The 20,416-nt window shown below is 73.5% G+C and carries 7 protein-coding genes and 2 pseudogenes; 8 read left to right on the top strand and 1 reads right to left on the bottom strand.

Going from position 1 to position 20,416, the window contains the following annotated elements:
• The first annotated feature begins 50 nt into the window (after positions 1 to 50).
• The 3 genes and pseudogenes from ACIRRU_RS15695 to ACIRRU_RS15685 form a co-directional block, all read left to right on the top strand.
• Complete coding sequence (locus ACIRRU_RS15695; RefSeq protein WP_403680425.1) at positions 51 to 1,166, top strand: nucleotidyltransferase family protein; 1,116 nt, start codon at positions 51 to 53, stop codon at positions 1,164 to 1,166.
• A 192-nt stretch (positions 1,167 to 1,358) separates the two neighbouring features.
• The gene (locus tag ACIRRU_RS15690) at positions 1,359 to 2,366 is read left to right on the top strand and encodes a glycosyltransferase family 4 protein (RefSeq protein ID WP_403680423.1); all 1,008 of its coding nucleotides are present in this window, start codon (positions 1,359 to 1,361) and stop codon (positions 2,364 to 2,366) included.
• Between the two features lie 29 nt (positions 2,367 to 2,395).
• Positions 2,396 to 2,797 (top strand): annotated as a pseudogene (locus ACIRRU_RS15685) (transposase); the annotation flags it as partial.
• A 7-nt stretch (positions 2,798 to 2,804) separates the two neighbouring features.
• Here the strand turns inward: ACIRRU_RS15685 and ACIRRU_RS15680 are convergent.
• Positions 2,805 to 2,975, bottom strand: a pseudogene (locus ACIRRU_RS15680) (transposase); the annotation flags it as partial.
• 414 nt (positions 2,976 to 3,389) lie between these two features.
• On the opposite strand from ACIRRU_RS15680, the gene ACIRRU_RS15675 reads away from it, so the two are divergent.
• The 5 genes from ACIRRU_RS15675 to ACIRRU_RS15655 all read left to right on the top strand — a co-directional run bounded on the left by ACIRRU_RS15675 (position 3,390) and on the right by ACIRRU_RS15655 (position 20,349).
• Entirely contained in the window at positions 3,390 to 16,028 is a 12,639-nt protein-coding gene (locus ACIRRU_RS15675; RefSeq protein ID WP_403680421.1) for an amino acid adenylation domain-containing protein, read from the top strand.
• A gap of 52 nt (positions 16,029 to 16,080) precedes the next feature.
• Positions 16,081 to 16,794, top strand: a complete 714-nt coding sequence (locus ACIRRU_RS15670) for a DinB family protein (protein ID WP_363204727.1) — start codon at positions 16,081 to 16,083, stop codon at positions 16,792 to 16,794.
• Between the two features lie 164 nt (positions 16,795 to 16,958).
• A complete protein-coding gene (locus tag ACIRRU_RS15665) occupies positions 16,959 to 17,480 on the top strand; it encodes a hypothetical protein (protein ID WP_403680419.1) in 522 nt (173 codons plus the stop codon).
• The gene (locus ACIRRU_RS15660; protein WP_403680416.1) at positions 17,450 to 18,979 is read left to right on the top strand and encodes a hypothetical protein; all 1,530 of its coding nucleotides are present in this window, start codon (positions 17,450 to 17,452) and stop codon (positions 18,977 to 18,979) included. Before ACIRRU_RS15665 ends, ACIRRU_RS15660 begins: the two co-directional genes overlap by 31 nt.
• Positions 18,976 to 20,349, top strand: coding sequence for a VWA domain-containing protein (locus ACIRRU_RS15655; protein WP_403680413.1), 1,374 nt, complete (start codon positions 18,976 to 18,978; stop codon positions 20,347 to 20,349). Before ACIRRU_RS15660 ends, ACIRRU_RS15655 begins: the two co-directional genes overlap by 4 nt.
• Positions 20,350 to 20,416: the final 67 nt, after the last annotated feature.

Here is a 20,416-nt window from a genome sequence, read left to right as displayed (position 1 = left end):
CACCACTTCGCCCCGCGCGGAATGCGGGACACCCAGCGAAAGGCATCACGATGACCACCAGCATTGACGTGGGACCAGCCCGGGTGGACAGGTCCGACCAGGCCTGGGAGGTACTGCTCGCCATCGCGTCCTTCCGCGCGCGCTCCGACGGACACGACCGCGTCCAGGCGCTCCTGGCAACTCCGTCGTTCGATTTCGAAGAACTGATCGGGAAAGCGATGCGCCACCGCATGCTCGCGGCCTTGGCCAACTTCCTCGAAGTCCACAACCTGCGCGAGGCAGTTCCCCATCGGCTGCTCCGCCAGCTCGATGTCCAGCGCAACGTGGGCCGTCATCGTGCGGCGCTCCTGACCGAGGAAGCACGGCGTATCGGCGCGGCCCTGCGCGACGCCGATGTCACCGGCGCATGGACAAAAGGGGTAGTGGCCCACCACGCCCTGTACGGACGGTCCGGCGCCCGGATATTCGATGACATCGACCTCATGATCCACCCCCGTCACCGGGAGGCCGTCGATGAGGTGCTCACCACTGCGTGCGGCTACAGCCGAAACTCCAGCTACGACGTCCCATCTGGCACCCTCGTGCCGCGATCGAAGGCAGCGTTGCGTGTCTACCGACTGTCCCCGGATCATCTTCCGCACTACCGCAGGCTCAATTCCGACCCGGTGCTCCCCTGCATCTCGGTCGATGTGGCGAACAGCCTGACGTGGCACACCAGTTCTTGGCAGCTGTCGATGGAGGACGTGTTCGCTGAGCTACGCAGCGTGGAGACCGGTCCGGGGGCGCACCTGGACGCACTGATGCCCCACTACGCCTTCTTGTTCACCTGCCTCCACCTGTTCCGTGAGGGGTGGCTCACTCGTGGCTCCTCGACCAAGCAGCTGGCGCTCTCGCAGTTCGGTGACGTGGTCACCGAGTGGCATCAGCTCCGTCCCGCCGAACGCACCGCCGTCCACCACCTCATCAAGCGTTTCGGGCTGGCTCAGCCGATGGCGTGGGTGGTCGCGCACACCGACGCGCTGTTCGGATCCGGGATCACCGCCGAGCTGGACCTCGAATCCGAAGCCACCTCCGACTGGCTTGCCACCTCCATGGCTCCGGACAACGCCGCGGACAGCCTGCCGGACACCATGGGCCAGCGCCTGCGTCGGCCTCTGCGCCTGTAGAGCACCACATCAAAGCCACCGACCATTCTCATCTCATCGCGGGAAGGGCAAACCATGCGGTTTCTCGTAGTCACCGGAACCAGGCCGTGGGCCGCCACAGGAGGAGCTCGACGTATCCGGGCCGCCTCCGAAGCTCTTTCCAGGCTCGGAACGGTCGACCTGGTCGTGTTCCGCTCCCAGGGGTTGCCCCCGGTGGAGTCGGACCCCCAGGCCGGCCCCTTCCGCAAGGTCCTCCTCCTGGAGGACGCCTACGACAATGACAAGAACAGGGCAGCCCTCGACGAAGCACTGCCGCAGTGGAACGCCGGTGAGCCATACGACGTGATCTGGCACGACAGGGAGCGCCTGTGGCACATCGCCAGGGGCTTGGTCGAAGGGAAGGCGGTGGTGGATGTCGACGACCTGGAGGACGTGATTCTGGAGCGGTGGCTGCGTCTGAAGAAGAATCCCGAAGGGCGCCCGCTGGACGCTCCGGCACTCGAAGCGCAGCGGTTCGAGATCGATCGTCTCCGAGCCGGCCACTCCGAAGTCGCCGCGGCAGCCGATATGCTGGTCTTCACCAGCGAATTGGACTCAGCCAAATTCGCCTTCCCCAACAGCACGGTGGTTCCCAACACCTACCGCCGCGAAGAGGAGACAGGGCAGGACACAAAGGATCACGCGCTCGATGAAGGTGACACCATCCTGTTCCAGGGGTGGCACGAATGGCCACCCAACGTGGACGCCGCGACCTGGTTCGTCGAGGAAGTTTTTCCGAGCATCCGTGACAGGTGCCCGCAGGCCCGGCTTCTGCTGGTAGGAAAGCCCTCGCAGGCCGTGCGAGAGCTGGGAACAGTGCCGGGTGTCCACGTCGTGGGCGAGGTTCCGCATATGCAGCCCTATCTTGACCGGGCGCGTGTAATGATCGCACCGTTGCGCGTCGGTGGCGGCACTCGCATCAAAATTCTGGAAGGCTTCGCCAGCGGTATTCCCGTCGTTTCTACCAGTATCGGCTGCGAAGGGCTGGAAGCGAAAGACGGAGTGCATCTCCGCGTGGCGGACCAGGCAGAAGAGTTTAGTCATTCAGTAATTCAGCTGCTCGAAGACGGAGAAATGCGTCACTCTCTCGCGACGCATGCGGGAATCCTGTACAAGAAGCAGTACGCCCCTCACGCGGCGAATGAGGCAATACGCCAGCTCATCGAGCGAATGACAGCATAACGCCGGACTCTCAGCCCTTCAGACGTGCGGCATTTCAACTTCGTGACGTCGTCGAACGGCTATCGCGGCGGGCCAGTGGGTGCCGGGCGAGCCGGACATCGTGATCGTGACGGACGCGGGCTACGACGTGACCCGTCTGGCCTGAGTGCTGCGGGACCTGCTGGTCGAGCTGATCGGCCGCATCCGCGGTGACCGCATGATGCGGCTGCCGAAGCCGCCCCGGGTCCACGACCCGAGGGGCGGCCGGCCGCCGAAGCACGGTCCGGAGTTCCGCTTCGCCGGGCCCGAGACCTGGCGCGAGCCCGCGATCACCACGCACACCGCGACGACGAACTACGGCAAGGCCACCGCGCGAGCTTGGGACCGGGTCCACCGCCGGCTGCCCCATCGGGCTGCATGGCTCGACCACGACGGCGAACTTCCACTGGTGCGGAGGCGGACGAGGATTTCCCTGGCCGCGTCGCGGTCGCTGAGGGAGGCTGGGGTGACCATCACCATCAGTGGCAGGCCCCGGGTGTCGACCACCAGGTGCAGCTTGTGGCCGTTGAACTCCTTGCCCGCGTCGTAGCCGCGGGTGGCCCGGGAGACGGTCTCGGCGGCCTTCACGGACTAGCAGCGGCGGCGCAACCGCCACTGCCTGGAACGACAGGCCCCCGAGCAGAACACCGCGTGGGGCCGGGCATCCGGCCTCAGCCGTTCACCACGGCCCGCAGAGAGCCTCTGCCCGGCCCCGCCGACGCCTTCAACCAAGGCACCAGCGTGTGACTCGGGCTGCTCGTCGACCGGGGATAAGAAGCGAGTTCTGAAGCTTGTTCGGTGCGTTCTGAGCTTGTTCGGTGCGGTGGCAACGTTCGGTGCTGTGTGCGTGCGGCTGTTGCGGTGTCAGTCTCAGGGCGCACGCCGTCTCCTCCCGTCGGTGGATTCTGGGTGCTCAGCGCGTTTTTATGATCATTCCGGAGAATTCGATCAACGCGTGCGGCTGGCGCGTGTGAAGAACGGACCGACGGACCGGTGGACCACGACATGACACTGCTGGATGTACTGCTGGGCGCGGTCCGCGAGGCTCCGGGGCAAGTCGTCGTCCACATCCGGGGTGACGGCGCTGAGATGACCGTCACGTTGCGCGAACTGCTGGACGACGCGTTGCGGGTGGCGGGCGGATTCCGGGAGGCGGGGGTCGCGGCGGGGACCTGCGTCCCGTTGCTGGCCGATCGCAGCGAGGACTTCCAGCCGATGTTCTGGGGCGCGCTCGCCGCCGGACTCGTCCCGGTACCGCTGGCCCCGGACGCCCGGCGGACCCTGCCGGTCTGGGAGCACCTGGGCCGCCCGCCGGTCGCCGTGGACGGCCCGAGCACTCCTGTAGCGGACGAATTTCCCGACGATGTGAGCGTCCTGACGCTCCATCACCTGCGGGGTGCGAAGGAGCCGTTGGACCTCGCGACCGCCACCGCGACCGCGGCCCACGGCCGTGACGGGGTCGCGTTCGTGCAGTTCTCCTCGGGGAGCACCGGCGCGCCCAAGGGCGTGGAGGTGACGCACCGGGCCGTGCTGGCCAACCTGGAGCAGATACGGGAGGCTTCGGCGCTCGGCGCCGAGGACGTGGTCGTCAGCTGGATGCCGTACTTCCACGACATGGGGCTGATCGGTACGCATCTCGCGCCCCTGGCCGCCCGCGCCAAGCAGGTGAAGATCGGGCCGCTGTCTTTCGCCAAGCGCCCCCGGGTGTGGTTCGAGGTCGCGGACCGGCACCGGGCGACCGTGCTCTCGGCGGCCAACTTCGCCCTGGCCCTGGCCGTCCGGCGGGTCCCCGACGACGTCGTCGCGCGACTGGACCTGTCGGCCGTACGGCTGATGCTGGTGGGTGCGGAGCCGATCGCGCCTGCCGTGTGGCGCGACTTCGTCCGCAAGACACGTCCGGCGGGCCTTCGTCCGGCGGCGGCCCAGCCGGTCTACGGGCTCGCGGAGGCGACGCTGGCGGTGACGTTCCCGCCTCCCGGCGAGATCGCGCAGCCGCTGGTCCTGGACCGCGCGGCGCTGAGCGACGGGATGGCGGTCGACACACAACCGGGTCCGGGAGCCGTCGAGTTGATGGACGTCGGGGCACCGGTGACCGGGTGCGTCGTGCGCGTCGTCGATGACGCGGGCACCGTCCTGGGGGACCGCCGGGTCGGGCACATCCTGGTCAGCGGCCCCCAACTGGCCCGTGGTTACCACGAACTTCCCGGCGTCAGCGCCGACACCTTCGCCGACGGATGGCTGCGCACCGGCGACCTCGGGTTCCTGCGGGACGGGCGGCTGTGTGTGACGGGCCGCCACAAGGACGTCCTGTTCCTCAACGGCCGCACCTTCCACGCTCCGGACCTGGAGGAGGTGGTGGCGGCGACCCCCGGGCTGCCCACCGGCGCGCCCGCGGTGATCGGCTCAACCGATCCGGTGAGCGGTAGGGAGCGCGTCGTGGTGTTCGTCCCCTGGGCCCGGCCTCCGGGTGACGCGGGGGTCGTGCTGGCACGGGTCGCCGCACGCGTGCGCGAGGCGCTGTTCCACGACGACGTACGGGTGCTGCCGCTGGCTCCGGGAGCCTTCCCCCGGACGACGAGCGGGAAGCTCCAACGGCAGCGGCTGCGCGAGCGGTTCGAGGCGGGGGCCTTCGAGGCGGGGGCCTGGGGGACGGGGGCCATCGGAGAGGCGTCCGGGAGCGCGGACGCCCGGGGACCGGCCACGCCCTCCGCCGTACGGGAGGAGGAACCCCGCGCGCGGCCCGCGTCGCCCCGTACGCGGGCCGGGACCGAGACCGTCGTGCGGGAGGTGTGGGCACGGGTGCTGGGGCTGCCCGCCTCGGCGATCAGCAGCGACGAGCGGTTCGGGAGCCTCGGGGGGACGTCCCTCAAGGCGATGGAGGTGCTCGTCGCGTTGGAGGAGGCCTTCGGCGTGACGCTACCGCCCGCCGTGATCCGTGACCACGGGACCGTCGCGGAGCTGGCCTCCCACCTCGCGACGGTGGCCCCGGGACCCCGGGCCGCGACCCCCGTCACACCGCAAACCCCCGCCGCACCGTCACCCGCCGCGCCGGAACCCGCCGCATCGTCGTGCGTGGCGCAGGAGCCCACCGCATCACGCTCCCTCGGGCAGGGCCCGGAAGGCGACGCGCCGCAGCGTTCGTCCAGTCCCGCTTCCGTCGGCGTCATCGGGATGGCGTGCCGGTTCCCCGGCGCCGGTACGCCCGAAGCCTTCTGGGACCTGCTCATCGAGGGGTACGACGCCGTCACCCCCGTACCGCGCGGGCGGTGGGACACGGCCGTCGGCCGGAAGGGCACCGACCCCCAGGATCCGCGAGGTGCGGGCGGGCAGCAGGGGCGGTGGGGCGCGTTCCTGGACGACACCGCGGGTTTCGACGCCGCCTACTTCGGCATCGGGCACGAGGAGGCCCGCGCGCTCGACCCGCAGGCCCGGCTCTTCCTCGAACTCGCCCACGAGGCCCTCGAACGCGCCGGTTACGCGGGCCCCCGTCGGCGCGGCCGCCGGGTCGGGGTCTTCGCGGCCGTCGGGGACAGCGGCTACCGGGAGGTCCTGGACGGCGCCTCGGGCGGCGGAACCCTGCCGCCCTCCTCGCTGACGGGCAACCTGCCCAACCTCGTGGCGGCCCGGGTCTCCCAGTGCCTCGACCTCGACGGCCCCGCACTCGCCGTGGACACCGCCTGTTCCTCGGGGCTGGTCGCCCTGCACCTGGCCCGGCGCAGCCTGCTGGACGGGGAGTGCGACCTCGCCGTCGTCGGCGGGGTCAACCTGCACCTCACCTCAACCGGTCACCGTCTGCTGGAGGAGGCCGGGGCCCTCTCCCCCACCGGGCGCTGCCGCGCCTTCAGCGCCGACGCCGACGGCTTCGTGCCCGGTGAGGGCGGCGCGGCCCTCGTCCTGACCCGCCTGGACGCCGTGCGCCCGGCCGACGACCCGGTGCTCGCGGTCGTCCGGGCGACGGCCGTCAACAACGACGGCAGGTCGTTGAGTCTCATGGCCCCCAACCCGCTGCGCCAGCGCGAGGTCATCACCCGCGCCTACGAGGAGGCCGGGATCGATCCGGCCGCCGTGACCTACGTCGAGGCGCACGGAACGGGCACGGCCGTGGGCGACCCGATCGAGCTGCGCTCGCTCGCCCACGCGTTCCCGGCGCGGCCCGACGGCGAACCCCGGCTGCTCGGCTCGGTGAAGACGAACACCGGGCATCTGCTGAACGCCGCGGCCCTGCCCGCCCTGGTGAAGGTCGTCCTGGCCCTGGGCCGTCGCAGGCTGCCGGCGTCCCTGCACCACACACCGCCCTCCCCCGGCCTCAAATCCGCCGGTTTCGCCGTGGTGGCCGAGGCCCGCGACTGGACCTCGGCCGGACCGCTCGTGGCGGGCGTCAACTCCTTCGGCTTCGGCGGCACCAACGCCCACGCCGTCCTCGAACAGGCTCCGCCTCCGTCGGCTCGGCGTCAGCAGGCTCCCCTCCCTGCCGCCCCCGGGCACGACGAAGCGGAGCCCCACCTGCTGACCCTCTCGGCGCGCAGTGCCGCGGCGTTGCGGGAAGCGGCGGCTCGGCTCGCCGAACATCTTGTCCAGCACTCGGAGTTGAGCGAAGGGGACATCTGCCGGACGGCCAGCACTTCCCGGGACGACGGCCCGCACCGGCTCGCTGTCGTCGCCCAGGGGGACCTGCGAGAACGGCTCGCCGCCGCCGGGGAGATCAGCCTCGGTGGTGGGTGCGTCCCTCCGACCGGGCGGCGCGTGGTCTTCCTCTTCCCCGGACAGGGGACGCGGTTCCCCGGCCGGGGCCGCGCCCTGTACCGCACGGCTCCGGTGTTCCGGGACACCCTGGACGAGGCGTCGGCGCTCCTCGGCCCGGTGCGGGGGCGGTCCCTGCTGGACTGGGCGCTGGGCTCGGACGCGAAGGCCGCGGGGGACGCGTCGGAGGGCGCGGCCCGGACGGAGGTGGCGCAGCCGTTGCTGGTCGCCACCGGGGTGGCGCTCGCCCGTCAGGTGCGGAGCTGGGGCCTGGAGCCCGACGCGGTCGCCGGACACAGTGCCGGGGAGATCGCCGCCGCCTGCGCGAGCGGGGCGCTGAGCCTTGCCGACGCCGTCCGGTTCGCCGCCGAACGCGGCCGCCTCATGGGCGAGTTCACCGGGCCCGGGGCGATGCTCGCCGTCCGGGGCGGTGAGGAGCAGGTGGCCTCGCTGGTCGCCGGGTCCGACGGCGCGCTCGCCGTGGCCGCGTACAACGGTCCGGGTCTGCTGGTCGTCGCGGGGGGTGTTCCGGCGGTGGAGCGCGCCGCGCGCGACCTCGGTGCCCGCGGCGTGGCCGTACGCCGTCTCGATGTCTCGCGGGCCTTCCACTCGCCGCTCATGCGGCCGGTCGCCGACCGGCTCGCCGCGGCGGCGGGCGCGCTCACCCCGCAAGCCCCGTCCGTCCCGCTGATGAGCACGCTGACCGCCGCGTGGCAGCCGGACCTCGACCCGGACCACCTGCGTGACCACGCCCTGTCGCCGGTGCGGTTCGGGGCGGCCGTGGAGCGGCTGGCCGAGGAGGGCTACGACACGTTCGTCGAGCTGGGCCAGGGCGGAACTCTCCTGGGTGCGGTCCGCGCGGCGGCGGGACGCGGTGGTTCCGGGAGCGGCGGCCGGAAGGTGCTGGTGGTGATGCCGGTCCTCCCCGCCGATTCCGACGCCGACCGGCCGTCCGCTTCCGATCGCGGCAAGGAGCTGTCCGGGTCCGGCGAGGAGCCGTCCGGGTCCGGCAAGGAGCTCTCCGGGCGTCGCGGACGGGGCGCGCTCCTGGAGACCATCGGCCGACTGTGGGCACACGGCGTGCCCCTGGACCGTACCGCCCTCGACAGCGGCCACCACCGGGTGGACCTGCCCACCTATCCCTTCCAACGCTCCCGCCACTGGCCGGACCCGCCCGCCACCCAGCTGCTGCACCAGGTCCGGTGGGAGGACGCTCCCCTGCCCGAGGGCACGGCAGCCGTGCGTCCGGTGCTGCTGACCGGGCCCGACTCCGCGTCCGTCGACCTGCTCGCCGGCCGGCTCGCCGCCGAGGGCATCCCGGTGCACGGCGTCGCGGAGGGGCGGCCGGACACGGTGATCCTGGTGGCCGGACCCGCCCCGCGGCAGCGGGACGACGCGGCCCCCGGCCGTGCGCAGGCCGTCGCGCTGGCGGCCTTCGACACCGCGCTCGCGCACCTGGACGCGACGGGAGCCGAACGGCTGCTGGTCATCACCGAGGACGTCCACACCACCGGTGCCGTACCCGAGCGACCGCGACCGGTCCACGCTCTGCTCACCGGGCTCCTGCTGGCCGTACCGCAGGAGACCCCGGGCGCGTCGGCCCTCGGCGTCGACCTCTGCTCGCTCGACTCCCCCGCCCAGCGGCTGGCGGCGGTGCTCGCCGAGCTGCGCTCGCCCGCCGCTCCCGGGGAGGCCGGGAACACCGCGTGGCGGGCGGGACGCAGGCTCACCCGTACCGTCACACCGCTGCCCGCCACCGCACGCGAGCCGGAAGACGCCGCACCGGCGACCGGCGCACCGGCCGACCCGCCCCGTCCCGGCGGCTCACCGACCAGTGGCGCACCGCTGAGTGGCGCATCGTTCTCGCTGCCGCCGGACGGCACCTTCCTCATCACCGGAGGCGGTGGGGGGATCGGGGCCGCGCTCGCTCGCGACCTCGCGTCGAAGGGGCGTCCGACGCTCGTCCTCGCCGGTCGCTCCCCCGCGCCGCCGACCGGGCTGGCCGACGAACTGCGCGCGCTCGGGGCCACCGTCCGCTACCAGGTGGCCGATATGACGCTGGAGCGGGACGTGGAGGCGCTCGTCGCCGGACTGCCGCGCCTGGACGCCGTGTTCCACGCGGCGGGCATCGTGCGCCCCGGCACCCTGCGTGGCAGGACCTCCGAGGAGGCCGCGGCGGCCCTGGCCGCCAAGACGCGGGGCACGCGGCTGCTCGCGTCGGCGCTGCGGCGGCACGACCGGCGCCCGGCGGTCTGTGTGGCGTTCTCCTCCGTCTCCGCGCTGCTGCCCGGCCTGGCGGGCGCACTGGGTGACTACGCGGGGGCCAAAGCGTTCCTGGACGCGTTCGCCGCCTCGGAGCGGGCGGCGGGCAGGCCGTGGCTGTCCGTGAACCTGGCCGCGGTCGCCGGGACCGGCATGGCCGCGGCCCTGGACGCGGGGGCGGGCGCCGCTCTCGTGTCGCGCCCCGGTGGGCGGCCCGTGGCCGTCGCACCCGCGCTGGCGGCGCTCCGTACGGCGTGCGCCGTCGACGCGGCGCAGGTGGTCCTCGCCGACCTGACGCCCGACGCCGCGTGCCCTCCCGCGCACTCCGGTCACCGGGCGGACCCGGAAGTCCCGGCGCGCTGGACGGTTCCGGCATCCGGCGCCACGGCCGGGTCCGTACCGGACGTGCCGCCCCGGCCGCTGCCGGTTGCCGGGGGCGGAGCGACCGGTCCGGGGACCGCCGCGCTGCTCCGGGGGCTGCTGGCCTCCGCACTCGGACTGGCTCCTGGCGAGATCCCCGACGACCAGCCGTTCCTCACCCTCGGCCTCGACTCGCTCGCCGCCGTGGATCTCGTCAGACGTCTCGAACAGGAGCGGGGCACGCCGCTGCCCGCGACCCTCTTCTTCGAGTACCGGACCGTCCGCGAGCTGGCCGCCCACCTCGACACCCTGGCGGACCCGCCACCGGCGCCCGGAGCCGTAGCGGGTGGCGCGCCGTCCGCACCGCGCGGTGAGCCGGCCGACGCGCCGGTCCCCGAGGGCGTCCCCTTCGCCCTTACCCCCGTCCAACTGGCGCTCCACACCGGCCACCGGCTCCACCCGGACGTCCCGGCCCACGGCTACGTCCGCCAGACCGTCGGCGGACCGCTCGACCCGGACCTGCTGGGCCGGGCCCTCGCGCGGCTGGCCGAGCGGCACTCCATGCTGCGGATCCGGATCGAGAGCGCCACGGGCGGTGACGGCGGGACACTCCCGCGCCAGTACGTCGCACCCGCCGCCGAGGTCACGGAGTGGTACGAGGTGCGGAACGGCCTCGCAGCCGGGGACAGCCTCGCGGCGGTGGAAACCGCCCTGTGCAACCGCCCCTTCGACCTCACCCGCGAGCCGCCCGTACGCGCGGTCCTCGTCCGGGAGTCCCCCGCGCTGGCCCATCTCCTGCTGGTCATCCACCACGCGGCCGGAGACGGCTACAGCCTCAACGTCCTCGGGGAGGACCTCTGGTCCCTCTACACCTCCCTCGCCCTCGGGGAGGCGCCCTCGCTGCCCGCTCCCGGCGCGGACTTCGCGCGGTACGCCGCCGCCGACGCCGAGGAGCGCGCCTCCGCGGCCGGTGCGGCGGTCCTGGACGCCGATCGGCGCTACTGGGCGGACCGGCTGGCCGCGCGGGGTGCGGCGCCGCGGCTCTCCCTGCCGTACGACGGTGATCCGGGCGCCCTTCCCGCACCTCCGCTGACCACCCGGCAGAGCGCACTGGACGCGGTCACGACCGGCGCGCTGGAGGAGCGGGCCGCCGCGCACGGGGTGAGCCTGTTCCATCTGCTGCTCGCCGCCCAGGTGCGGTGTCTGACCCGGTGGACCGGGCAGCGGGAGATCGCGGTGAACGTCGCCCGCGCCCGGCGTGACATCCGCCTGCCCGGCGTGGACCGGCTGGTCGGACCGCTGGCCGACACCCTCCCCCTGCTCTGCGCCACGGACCCGGACGAGTCGGTCTGGGCGCTGGCCGGGCGGCTGGGGCGGATCTGGCTGGAGGGCGAGCGGCACGCCACGCCGACCGCGCTCGACCTGGCCCGGCTACTGCCGTCCGACCACCCGGGAGACGGCCCGCGGACCGTGAGCCCGGCGGGATTCAGCTTCGCGCGGTTCCCGGCCGTGGTGGACGGACGCTGCCCGGTGGACGTACGGCCGACCGCGGCCGGGACCGGCACCCCCGCGACCCGGCTGAGTCTGCTGTGCTGGCAGGACGGGGCGGTCCTGCGGTTCTCGTGGAACTTTCCCGTCCGCCTCTTCGACCCGGCGACGGTCGCCCGGTTCGACCGCGACTTCCACGACCAGCTCACCGCCCTCGCGGGCCCGCGGGCGGAGCCCGACGCCCCGGCCCGCCCCAACTCCGGCTCCGGCTCCGGCTCCGGCTCCGGCTCGACCATCGTTCGACGGCTGCTCGACCAGTTCCGGGCCACCCCGGACGCCATCGCCGTCCATGCGGGCGAGGGCAGGGGCGACGGCGGCAGCGGGACCCTGACCTACGCCGAACTCGACCGGGCCTCCCGCGCGGTCGCCGACCGGCTCCGGGCCCACGGCGTCACGCGGGGAGGTCTCGTCGGGCTCCTCACCGAACCCGGCGCAGACACCGTCGTCGCGGTCGTCGCGATTCTGCGGGCCGGGGCCGGCTGGGTGCCGCTGGACGCCGGGCATCCGACCGCACGCCTCGCGGACCAGGTCAGCCGCACGGGAGTACGGACGGTGCTCTGCCACGCCCCGACCCGGGCGGCGGCCGACGCACTCGGCGACGTCGCCCCGGTGCCTGTCGACGTACCGGCCGACGCGACAGCCCCGCGAGGCGCGCGCGAACGCGAGGACGTACCGGCGACGGAGCAGGCATCGCCCGAGGGGCGGTCGTCCGGCGAACAGTCGCCCGGAGAACCCGTCGACGCCGCGTCCACCGCGTACGTCATCTTCACCTCCGGTTCCACGGGCCGCCCGAAGGCCGTGCCCATCTCCTACCGGTCGATGGAGAACTATCTCGACTGGGCGATCGGCACCTTCCGCTACCACGCGGGCGACCGGCTCGCCCAGACGGCGTCGGTCTGCTTCGACGCCTCCGTCCGCCAGCTGCTCGCTCCCCTCCTCGTCGGGGCGACCGTGGTGACGGTGCCGTGGCAGCTGCTGCGCGACCCCGGTCTGTTGCTCACGCACGTCGAACGCACCCGTATCACCGTGTGGAGTTCGGTACCGACGCTCTGGGAACAGCTGCTCACCGCCGCCGAGGAGCGCATGCGCGGCGGTGCCCCGCGTCCGGACCTGTCCGCGCTCCGCTGGGTGCACGTCGGCGGCGAGGCGCTGTCGCCCGCCCATGTGCGCCGCTGGTTCGATCTGCTGGGCGACGGCCAGCGCATCGCCAACCTGTACGGGCCGACCGAGGCGACCGTGAACACGACCTGCCACATCATCAGTTCCCGGCCCGGCGACGACGTGCGCAGGCTGCCCATCGGCCGCCCGGTGGCCGGCGCGGAGGTGGAGATCGTCGGCCCGGACGGCCGGACGCTCCAGCCCGGCGAGGAGGGCGAGCTGTTCATCGCCGGGATGGGCCTGACCTCCGGATACCTCGGCGAACCGGCCCTCACGGACGCCGCGTTCACGATCCGGCGGGGGCGGCGCTGGTACCGCAGCGGGGACCGGGTGCGGAGCACGGCGGACGGCACCCTGGAATTCCTCGGACGGCTCGACGACCAGGTGAAGGTACGCGGTCACCGTGTCGAGCCCGGCGAGATCGAGGCGGTGCTCCAGACGCACGAGGATGTCGCGCACGCCGTCGTCCTCCTCCAGGAGGGGCGCCTCGCCGCGTTCGTGACGCCGCGGCCCGGGGCATCCGGCGTGGACGCGGTCGCGCTGCGACGGCGCCTCGGGAGGACGCTCCCGCCGTACATGGTCCCGTCCCGCATCACGTCGGTGGACAGCATGCCGCTCACGGGCACGGGAAAGGTCGACCGGCGTCGGCTGCTCGCGCTCGGTGGGCCAAGGACGTCGGCCGGGGCGTCGCGGACGGGTGCCGGGTCCGGAGACACGCCTCCGCGCACACCGCCGTTGACGGCGACGGAGATCCGGCTGGCCCGTATCTGGTCCCAGCTGCTCGGGACCGACGACGTGTGCCGGGAGGACGACTTCTTCGCCCTGGGCGGGGACTCCCTGCTCGTCCTGGAGGTGTTCGCACGGCTGGAGAAGGAGGGCGGCGGGCCCCTTCCCCGGCCGACCGCCGTCTACCACCACCGCACGCTCGCGGCCCTAGCCACGGCGGTGGACGCCGCGACGCGGACGCCGAGCGGTACGGACCCGGCGGCCGAGGCGCGCACACCGCACGCGGAGAACGGCCCGTTCCCGCTGACGCCCACCCAGCGCGGGTTCCTGCTGGCCGAGACCATCGCCCCGGGAGCGAGCTCGTCCTGGCTGACCCGGCTGCGGCTGCACGGCCCCCTGGACGCCGACCGTTTCCAGCGCGCGGTGGACACGCTCGTCGCACGCCATGCGATGCTGCGCACCGTGTTCCCCGCCGGGGCGCGCCCGGCCGTCCAGCAGGAGCTGCCGTCCTCGCTGCGGCTGCCGGTGGAGTTCGAGACGCCGGCCGAGGCGCACCGCCTGGACGAGAAGATCGCCGCCGAGCGGGCGCGCCGCTTCGAACTGTGGGCGTGGCCCCTGCTGCGGCTGCGGGTGTTCACGCTCGAACCCGACGAGCATGTCCTCGTGGTGCACGCGCATCACATCATCGGCGACGGCTACAGCGCCGCGCTGCTCGTACGGGAACTGCTGGCCGTGTACGACGCGCCCGGCGATGGCGACAGCCCGGCGCCGCCGCGCACCACGTTCCGTGACTACGCGGCCCGTCTGGCCGGGGCGGAGGAGGCGGGGCGCGAAGCGCGGCGGGACGAGGGTTCCCGTTGGGCGCGGCTGAGCGCCCCGTACGCCCGGCCCGTCCTCGGTTGCGGGACCGTCACCGGCCCGGTGGGCGATGTGCCGGGGCGTACGGGGGCGGACGGTGTCGGCCCCGCGTTCCACGCCGGCGGTTTCGTGCTCGACGCCGCTCGGGTGGAGGCGCTCCGCGCCCTCGCCGCCCGCGCCGGTGCGACTCTGTACGCCCCCGTCCTCACCGCCTACTACCGGGCGCTCGTCGCGTCGACCGGCACGGCGGACGTCGTCCTCGGGCTCGCCGTGAGCGGACGGGACCATGCCGCCCTGCCCGACGTCCACCGCGTGTTCGGCCCCTGTGCCACGGCGGTGCCCCTGCGGCCCGCCGGGGGTGCGGGGTGCGGGCGGCCCGCCGACGCGGGCTTCGAGGACGATCTGCGGCGGGTCGCGGCCGAGGCGGCGGCCGCGCGGACCCACGAGGGGCCCGTGCCCGCCCTGCCGGACGGGCTGCCGCTGACGTCGCAGTTCTTCTTCACCTATCTGGACTTCTCCGCCCTGGGACCGGAGAGTGGGCAGACGTTGCGGATCGTCCGGGAGGACGGTGACAGCACGTACACCCCGCCCCCGTTCGGTACGGACGTGTTCCTGTCCGCCCGCCTGGACGACGGGCGGCTGCGGATCACCCTGCGCGCCGCCGCGACAGCGCTCACCCCGCAGGGTCTGGCGGCGTTCGCGGCGACGGTGCGCGAGAGCCTGACGGAGGCGGCGGACACGGCCGCCCCGACCCGGGACCGGGCCCCTCACCGGAGCCGGGACCGACTGCGGTCGGCGCTGCCGGGTGCGGGCTCCCACGGCGCGGCGGAACGGGGCCTGGATGCCGCGCTCATGGGCTACCTGCCGTCCCCGGGGCACCTGGCCCGGCTGGCGGGTCTGCCCGAGGAGAGGCTCGCGCGCGAGGAGCTGCGGGTGCTGCTCTTCCCGGACGGCGGTCCGCGCCTCCTGGAAACCCTGAGCACGCCGCTGGGCCGGTCGGGCTTCGTCTGCCTGCCGGTGTTCGCGGACGAACTCGCTCCCGGCGATTCCCTGCTCGGGCACACCGTCGGCGGGGTGACCCTGGCCTCTTCGCTCGGTGCGCGCTCGGTGTCGCTGGCCGGGATGATCCCGTCGCTCACCGGGTACGGGTTCGACGTGCTGCGCGCCACCCGCGACACCGGTGTCAGCGGCGTCGCCGTCACCACCGGGCACGCGGCGACGGTCGTCTCGGTCGTGAAGAGCGTGCACGCCGCACTCGACGCGGGCCGACGTGACCTGTCCGAGCTGACCGTGGCGTTCGTGGGGCTCGGTTCGATCGGTTCGTCCTCGCTGGAACTGCTGCTCGGCCGCGCGGAGCGCCCGCCCGCCCGGCTGCTGCTCTGCGATGCGCCGGGCAGCGGGCCGCGCCTGACGGAACTGGCCGCGAGCCTTCGCGGACGCGGGCTCGCCGGTGCGGTGGAGGTGCTCACGACGGACGGAGGGCTGCCGCGGGAGGTGTACGGGGCGCGGCTGATCGTGGCGGCGGTCAGCGGCGGCGGTTCGCTCCTCGACGTCGACCGTCTCGCACCCGGTACGACGGTGGTCGACGACTCCTTCCCGCACTGCTTCGACACGCGTCGGGCGATCGGCCGGATGGAGCGGGACCGGGACGTCCTGGTGGCGGGCGGCGGGCTGTTGAGCGTCGGCGCCACCGAACGACGGGTGGCCGAGGGGCTGCCCGCCGCCGCGGTCGACGGATACTCCGCCCAGCCCTGGCTGCCCGGAGCGGTCGCCTCCTGCCGACTGGAGTCCCTGCTCCACGCATCCGGGGCGGGCGTCCCGCTCGTCCACGGCACGGTCGACAGCACCACCGCCCAGGCCTACTGGGACGCCGCGGAGGCGGCCGGGGCGCACGCCGCGCCGCCGCACCTCCTGACGCACACCATCGACGTGGCCGCCCTCGGACCGTGGGCGAACAACAAAGAAGTCGCGCCGCCCGGAGGGAGCCGTTAGCTTCCGTCCCGGCGTCACGGGGCGCGCGACACGACGGCGAGGGGAGCCGGGCATGGCGAACGAGGATGTACGGACCGACCGACTGGGCCTGCTGCTCGAACAGTTCGACCAGGCCAGGGAGATGGCCCAGGTGCGGCTCACCGGGCTCGGCGACGAGGAGTATCTGTGGGAGCCGGTGGCGGGCTGCTGGTCGATCCGCCGCCGGGAGGAGGCGGTGACGCCCCGGGCGTACGGACCCGGGGCGTGGGTGATCGACAAGGGCGCGCCTCGGATCCCGGCCGCCGAGTACGCGGAGGTCGCCCGGCAGGTCGCCTCGGGGATGCCGGTCGAGAAGATCGCCGTCGACTGGAGCGTGAGCGTGGAGCGGGTCGAGGAGGTTCTCGCGCACACCGGGGAGCCGGAGCCGGACGAGGTGCCGGTCACCACCATCGCGTGGCGGCTGGGGCATCTGCACTCGGGCTTCGCGGGGCAGTGGGAGTGGTCCTTCGGCGAACGGCGTCAGGAGCCGCACGACCTGGTCGACTTCACGCCCTCCGCGTCCTTGGCGCTGGAGCGGTTCTGGGCGCGGTTGGACCGCTGGCGCGCGAGCATGGCCGCCACGACCGAGGAGCAGCTCGACACGGTCGGCTTCTCGCAGTACCCCTACGGCTCGGACCCGGACGACCCGTTCGCGAGCACGCTGGCGGCGGCGAACCTGGAACTGATCCACCACATGGCCGAGATCGGGGTGCTGCGCGACCTGTGGCGCACCCGCTTCGGGGCGTAGCGGCCGTCGGACCGCCCGGCACGGCCAGGGGTCCTCTCCCCGCCTCCCCCGGTGGGCGTGGTGGGGATCCGTCGATGCGGGGACGCGCGGGACGCGTTGTCAGTGGTCGCGACTAAGTTCGGTCGTGTTCCGCCGCTGTGGCGTGGACGCCCCTTGTCGCATGTATGGGAGATGGCGCGTTGTCGGTCTGGGAGAAGTCGTCCACCGCGCGGGTGGTGCCGCCCGCGCGGCCGCGGAAGCTGGCCAAGGTGCCGTTCGTCGAACTGGCCGACGGACGGTTGCAGGGAGTCGTCTCCAGCGGGTCGGACATCGGGCGCGTCTACGTGTCCTCGGTCGCGGCGGGGTCGTACACGTTCGCGTGCAGCACGAACAACAACCGGCCCTGCGGCGGGGCGCGCGGCGGGTTCTGCAAGCACATCAGCGCCCTCGTCGGCGAGGCGGTGTTGCAGTACGGCGCCGAGCGCGTGGCACGCTACCTGAAGGTGGAGGTCCCGGACGGGGAGGAGCCGGACGCCCGGTCCCTCACCGCCGCCATGACGGCGGTGAGGCCCGCGCAGGGCGACTCCTCGGCCGCGGCGCCGGTGTTCAGCCGCTTCCTGCGTCATCTGGCCTACCTCGAACTGGTCCCGGTCACCGTGCCGTTGCCGGAGATGCAGTGGTTCCCGGCGACGGGGGCGGTGGCCTGATGCGCGGCGATCTGCTGGTCGAGCCGGTCGACGGGCTCGACGAGGTGTTCGCGGCCGTGGACGCCTTCGACACGGTGCTGGTGGCCGGTCTGCTGCGCCCGCAGCCCGCCCAGGGCGCGGCCCTGGCCGGGCTGGCCGAGGCGGTGGCCGGAACGCCGCTGGCCGATCGGGTCGCCGAGGCGGCGGCCAGGGCCGCGGCCGGTACGGCGGGTGAGGAGCACTTCGTCGCCCTGGCCGCCGCCAGGAGCGCGCTCCTGGGCTCCGTGCACGACGCGTTGACGTCCCGGATCGACCAGGCCATCGGGCGCACCGGTACCGAGGGCGCAGGCCCCGACCGGACCGGCGGACCGCACACCGCCGATCCGGACGGCTCCGTTCCGGGCGGCTCCGGTCCGGACGGCCCTCTTCCGGACGGTGACGCTCCCTCCGCTGCCTCGCCCTCCCCCTCGCCGGAGTACGGGGCGAATCTGCTCGGGGCCGCCCGTGCGTGGCTGTGCGACCTCGCGCGCCGCGGCTGGCAGGGCATCGACCACGAACTGGTCGCCGGGGCCGTCCCCGTGGTCTCCGCGATGCTGCCGGACCCCGTGCTGCGCCGCCCGGCGACCCTCCTCGACGGCTTCGCCGCCGAACTGGCCGCCTCCTGTCCCGGGGCGACGCTGGAGCGGGTGCCGGTGCGCCGGTGGGCCGACCTGTGGGCCCGAGCCGTGCTGCTGACCGTGCCCGGGGCGCTCAGCGCTGCCGGAGTCTCCTCGACGGCGACCGGTCGGCTGCTGCCGCTCGGCGTCGACGTCTCGGAGCACGCGACCGCCGTGCAGGCCCAGGTGCACGCCGTGTTCGAGCCCGCGGGCGGAGGTCCGCCCCGTCTGGTGCGGGCCGGGGTGTCCGCGCCGAAGCCCGACACCGTCGTCGGGGCGGGGCTGTGGCAGCTGCTGCGGCCGCGGCTGTCCCTGCTGGGCGCGGTGAGCGAGGGCCGCTCGATGGTCCTCGACGCCATGCCCGTCACTCCGGAAGGGGATCTGCTCTGGGACGAGGGCCGGGCCCGGCCGGGCGAGCCGGCCGACGCCTTCGCCACGGCGCGCGTGATGCTGTCCGCCGCGGTGTCCGACGCGGTGGCGCCGCTGGACCGGCATCCGGTGCGGATCGCCGCCCCCGTGCTGCTGGAGGGATACGCGGCACACGGCACGGACGACCGGCTGACGTTCGAGGTGGCCGGGGGACGGTTGGCCGTGGACACCGACCGGGTGCCGGCCGCGGGCCCGCTCACCCCCGAGGCCGTCGCCGCTTCCGGCGCCTGCCTGGCCCTGCTGCGCTGGGACGCCGGGGAGTTCCGCCTGCAACCACTCGCCGTCGAGGCGACCGTGCGGAAGAAGTCCGTCGCCGTGCACGCGGGCGCGTGGGCGGGCGGGACCACCGACAAGGCGGGCGTGCGGGCGGAGAAGGCCTCCACCGACGCCGCGGCCGTACTGCGGGAGCGCGCGGGAAGGCTGCTGCGGAAATGACCGAGGAAACACGTTCCCCCACCGCCTCCGTTCCCCCGCCCTCCGGTCCCGACCCGGACGACAACCGGCGTCAGGTGCTGTACTGGCGCCTGCTGGCCCGCCTCTTCGACCCCGAGGAGCAGCCCGCGCTGGAGTCGGCGAGCCTCGGTGTGGTCGAGGACATCGGGCTGCCGCCCGCCCTGCTGGACCCCGGAGCGTCCGTCGACTCGATCGTCCAGCGCCACCCAGGCCTGGCCGCCGAGTTCGAGGGGCTGATGGTCCCCGAGGCGGCGGACGGCGAGCGGGACCGCGCCGCGGAGGTGCGGCGCGCGGCGCTGGTGTCGAAGGTGCTGCTCAACGTCTTCGCGTCGGGTTCGGGTCCGGTCACGGCGCAACAGCTGGCCCGTTGGCAGTCCGACGCCGGCTGGCTGGAGCGGGCGATGGGCTGTCCGCCCGGCGGCCTGCGCGGCGGACGGACCCAGGGGAGTTCCGGCGGGGCGCAGCTGGGACCGGAGCTGGGCGCCGTCGAGGCGGATCTCGTGAGCCGGATGCGGCTGCGGGAGGTGCTGGCCGATCCGGCGCTGGCCGCTCAGCTGACGCCCAGCATGTCGCTGATCGAGCAGCTGCTGCGGGACAAGGGCAACCTCTCGGGGGTGGCCCTGGCCAATGCCAAGGCGCTCATCCGCCGCTACGTCGACGAGGTCGCCGAGGTGCTGCGTACGCAGGTGGAGAAGGCCACCGTGGGTGAGCTGGACCGTTCCGTGCCGCCCAAGCGGGTCTTCCGCAATCTCGATCTGGACCGCACGATCTGGAAGAACCTCACCAACTGGAGCCCCGAGGAGGAGCGGCTTTACGTCGACCGCCTCTACTACCGGCACACCGTGCGCAGGACGACGCCGCAGCGGCTGATCGTCGTGGTGGACCAGTCCGGCTCCATGGTCGATTCCATGGTGAACTGCACCATCCTGGCCTCCATCTTCGCCGGGCTGCCGAAGGTCGACGTCCACCTCATCGCCTACGACACCCGCTCGATCGATCTGACTCCTTGGGTGCACGACCCGTTCGACGTCCTCCTGCGGACGAACCTCGGCGGCGGCAACGACGGGCCCGTCGCGATGGCGATGGCCCGGCCGAAGATCGCCGAGCCCAGGAACACCGTGATGGTGTGGATCTCGGACTTCTACGAGTTCGACCGCTCGCAGCCGTTGTTCGAAGGCATCGAGGCCGTTCACCGCTCCGGGGTGAAGTTCATCCCGGTGGGCTCGGTGACCAGCTCCGGCCGCCAGGAGGTCAACCCCTGGTTCCGGGAGCGCTTCAAGACTCTGGGCACGCCGGTGGTCTCCGGGCACATCGACAAGCTGGTGCACGAGCTCAAGACGTTCCTCACCTGAGGCCCGGCCCGAGCCCGCCGCTTCCCCGCCCTCCCTCTCTTCGTTCTTTTCTCCTTCTTCTCCCTCT

It is taken from the genome of Streptomyces sp. NPDC101181 (assembly GCF_044767975.1).
Classification (GTDB): Bacteria; Actinomycetota; Actinomycetes; order Streptomycetales; family Streptomycetaceae; genus Streptomyces.
This window is presented reverse-complemented; position numbering and strand designations above follow the sequence as displayed.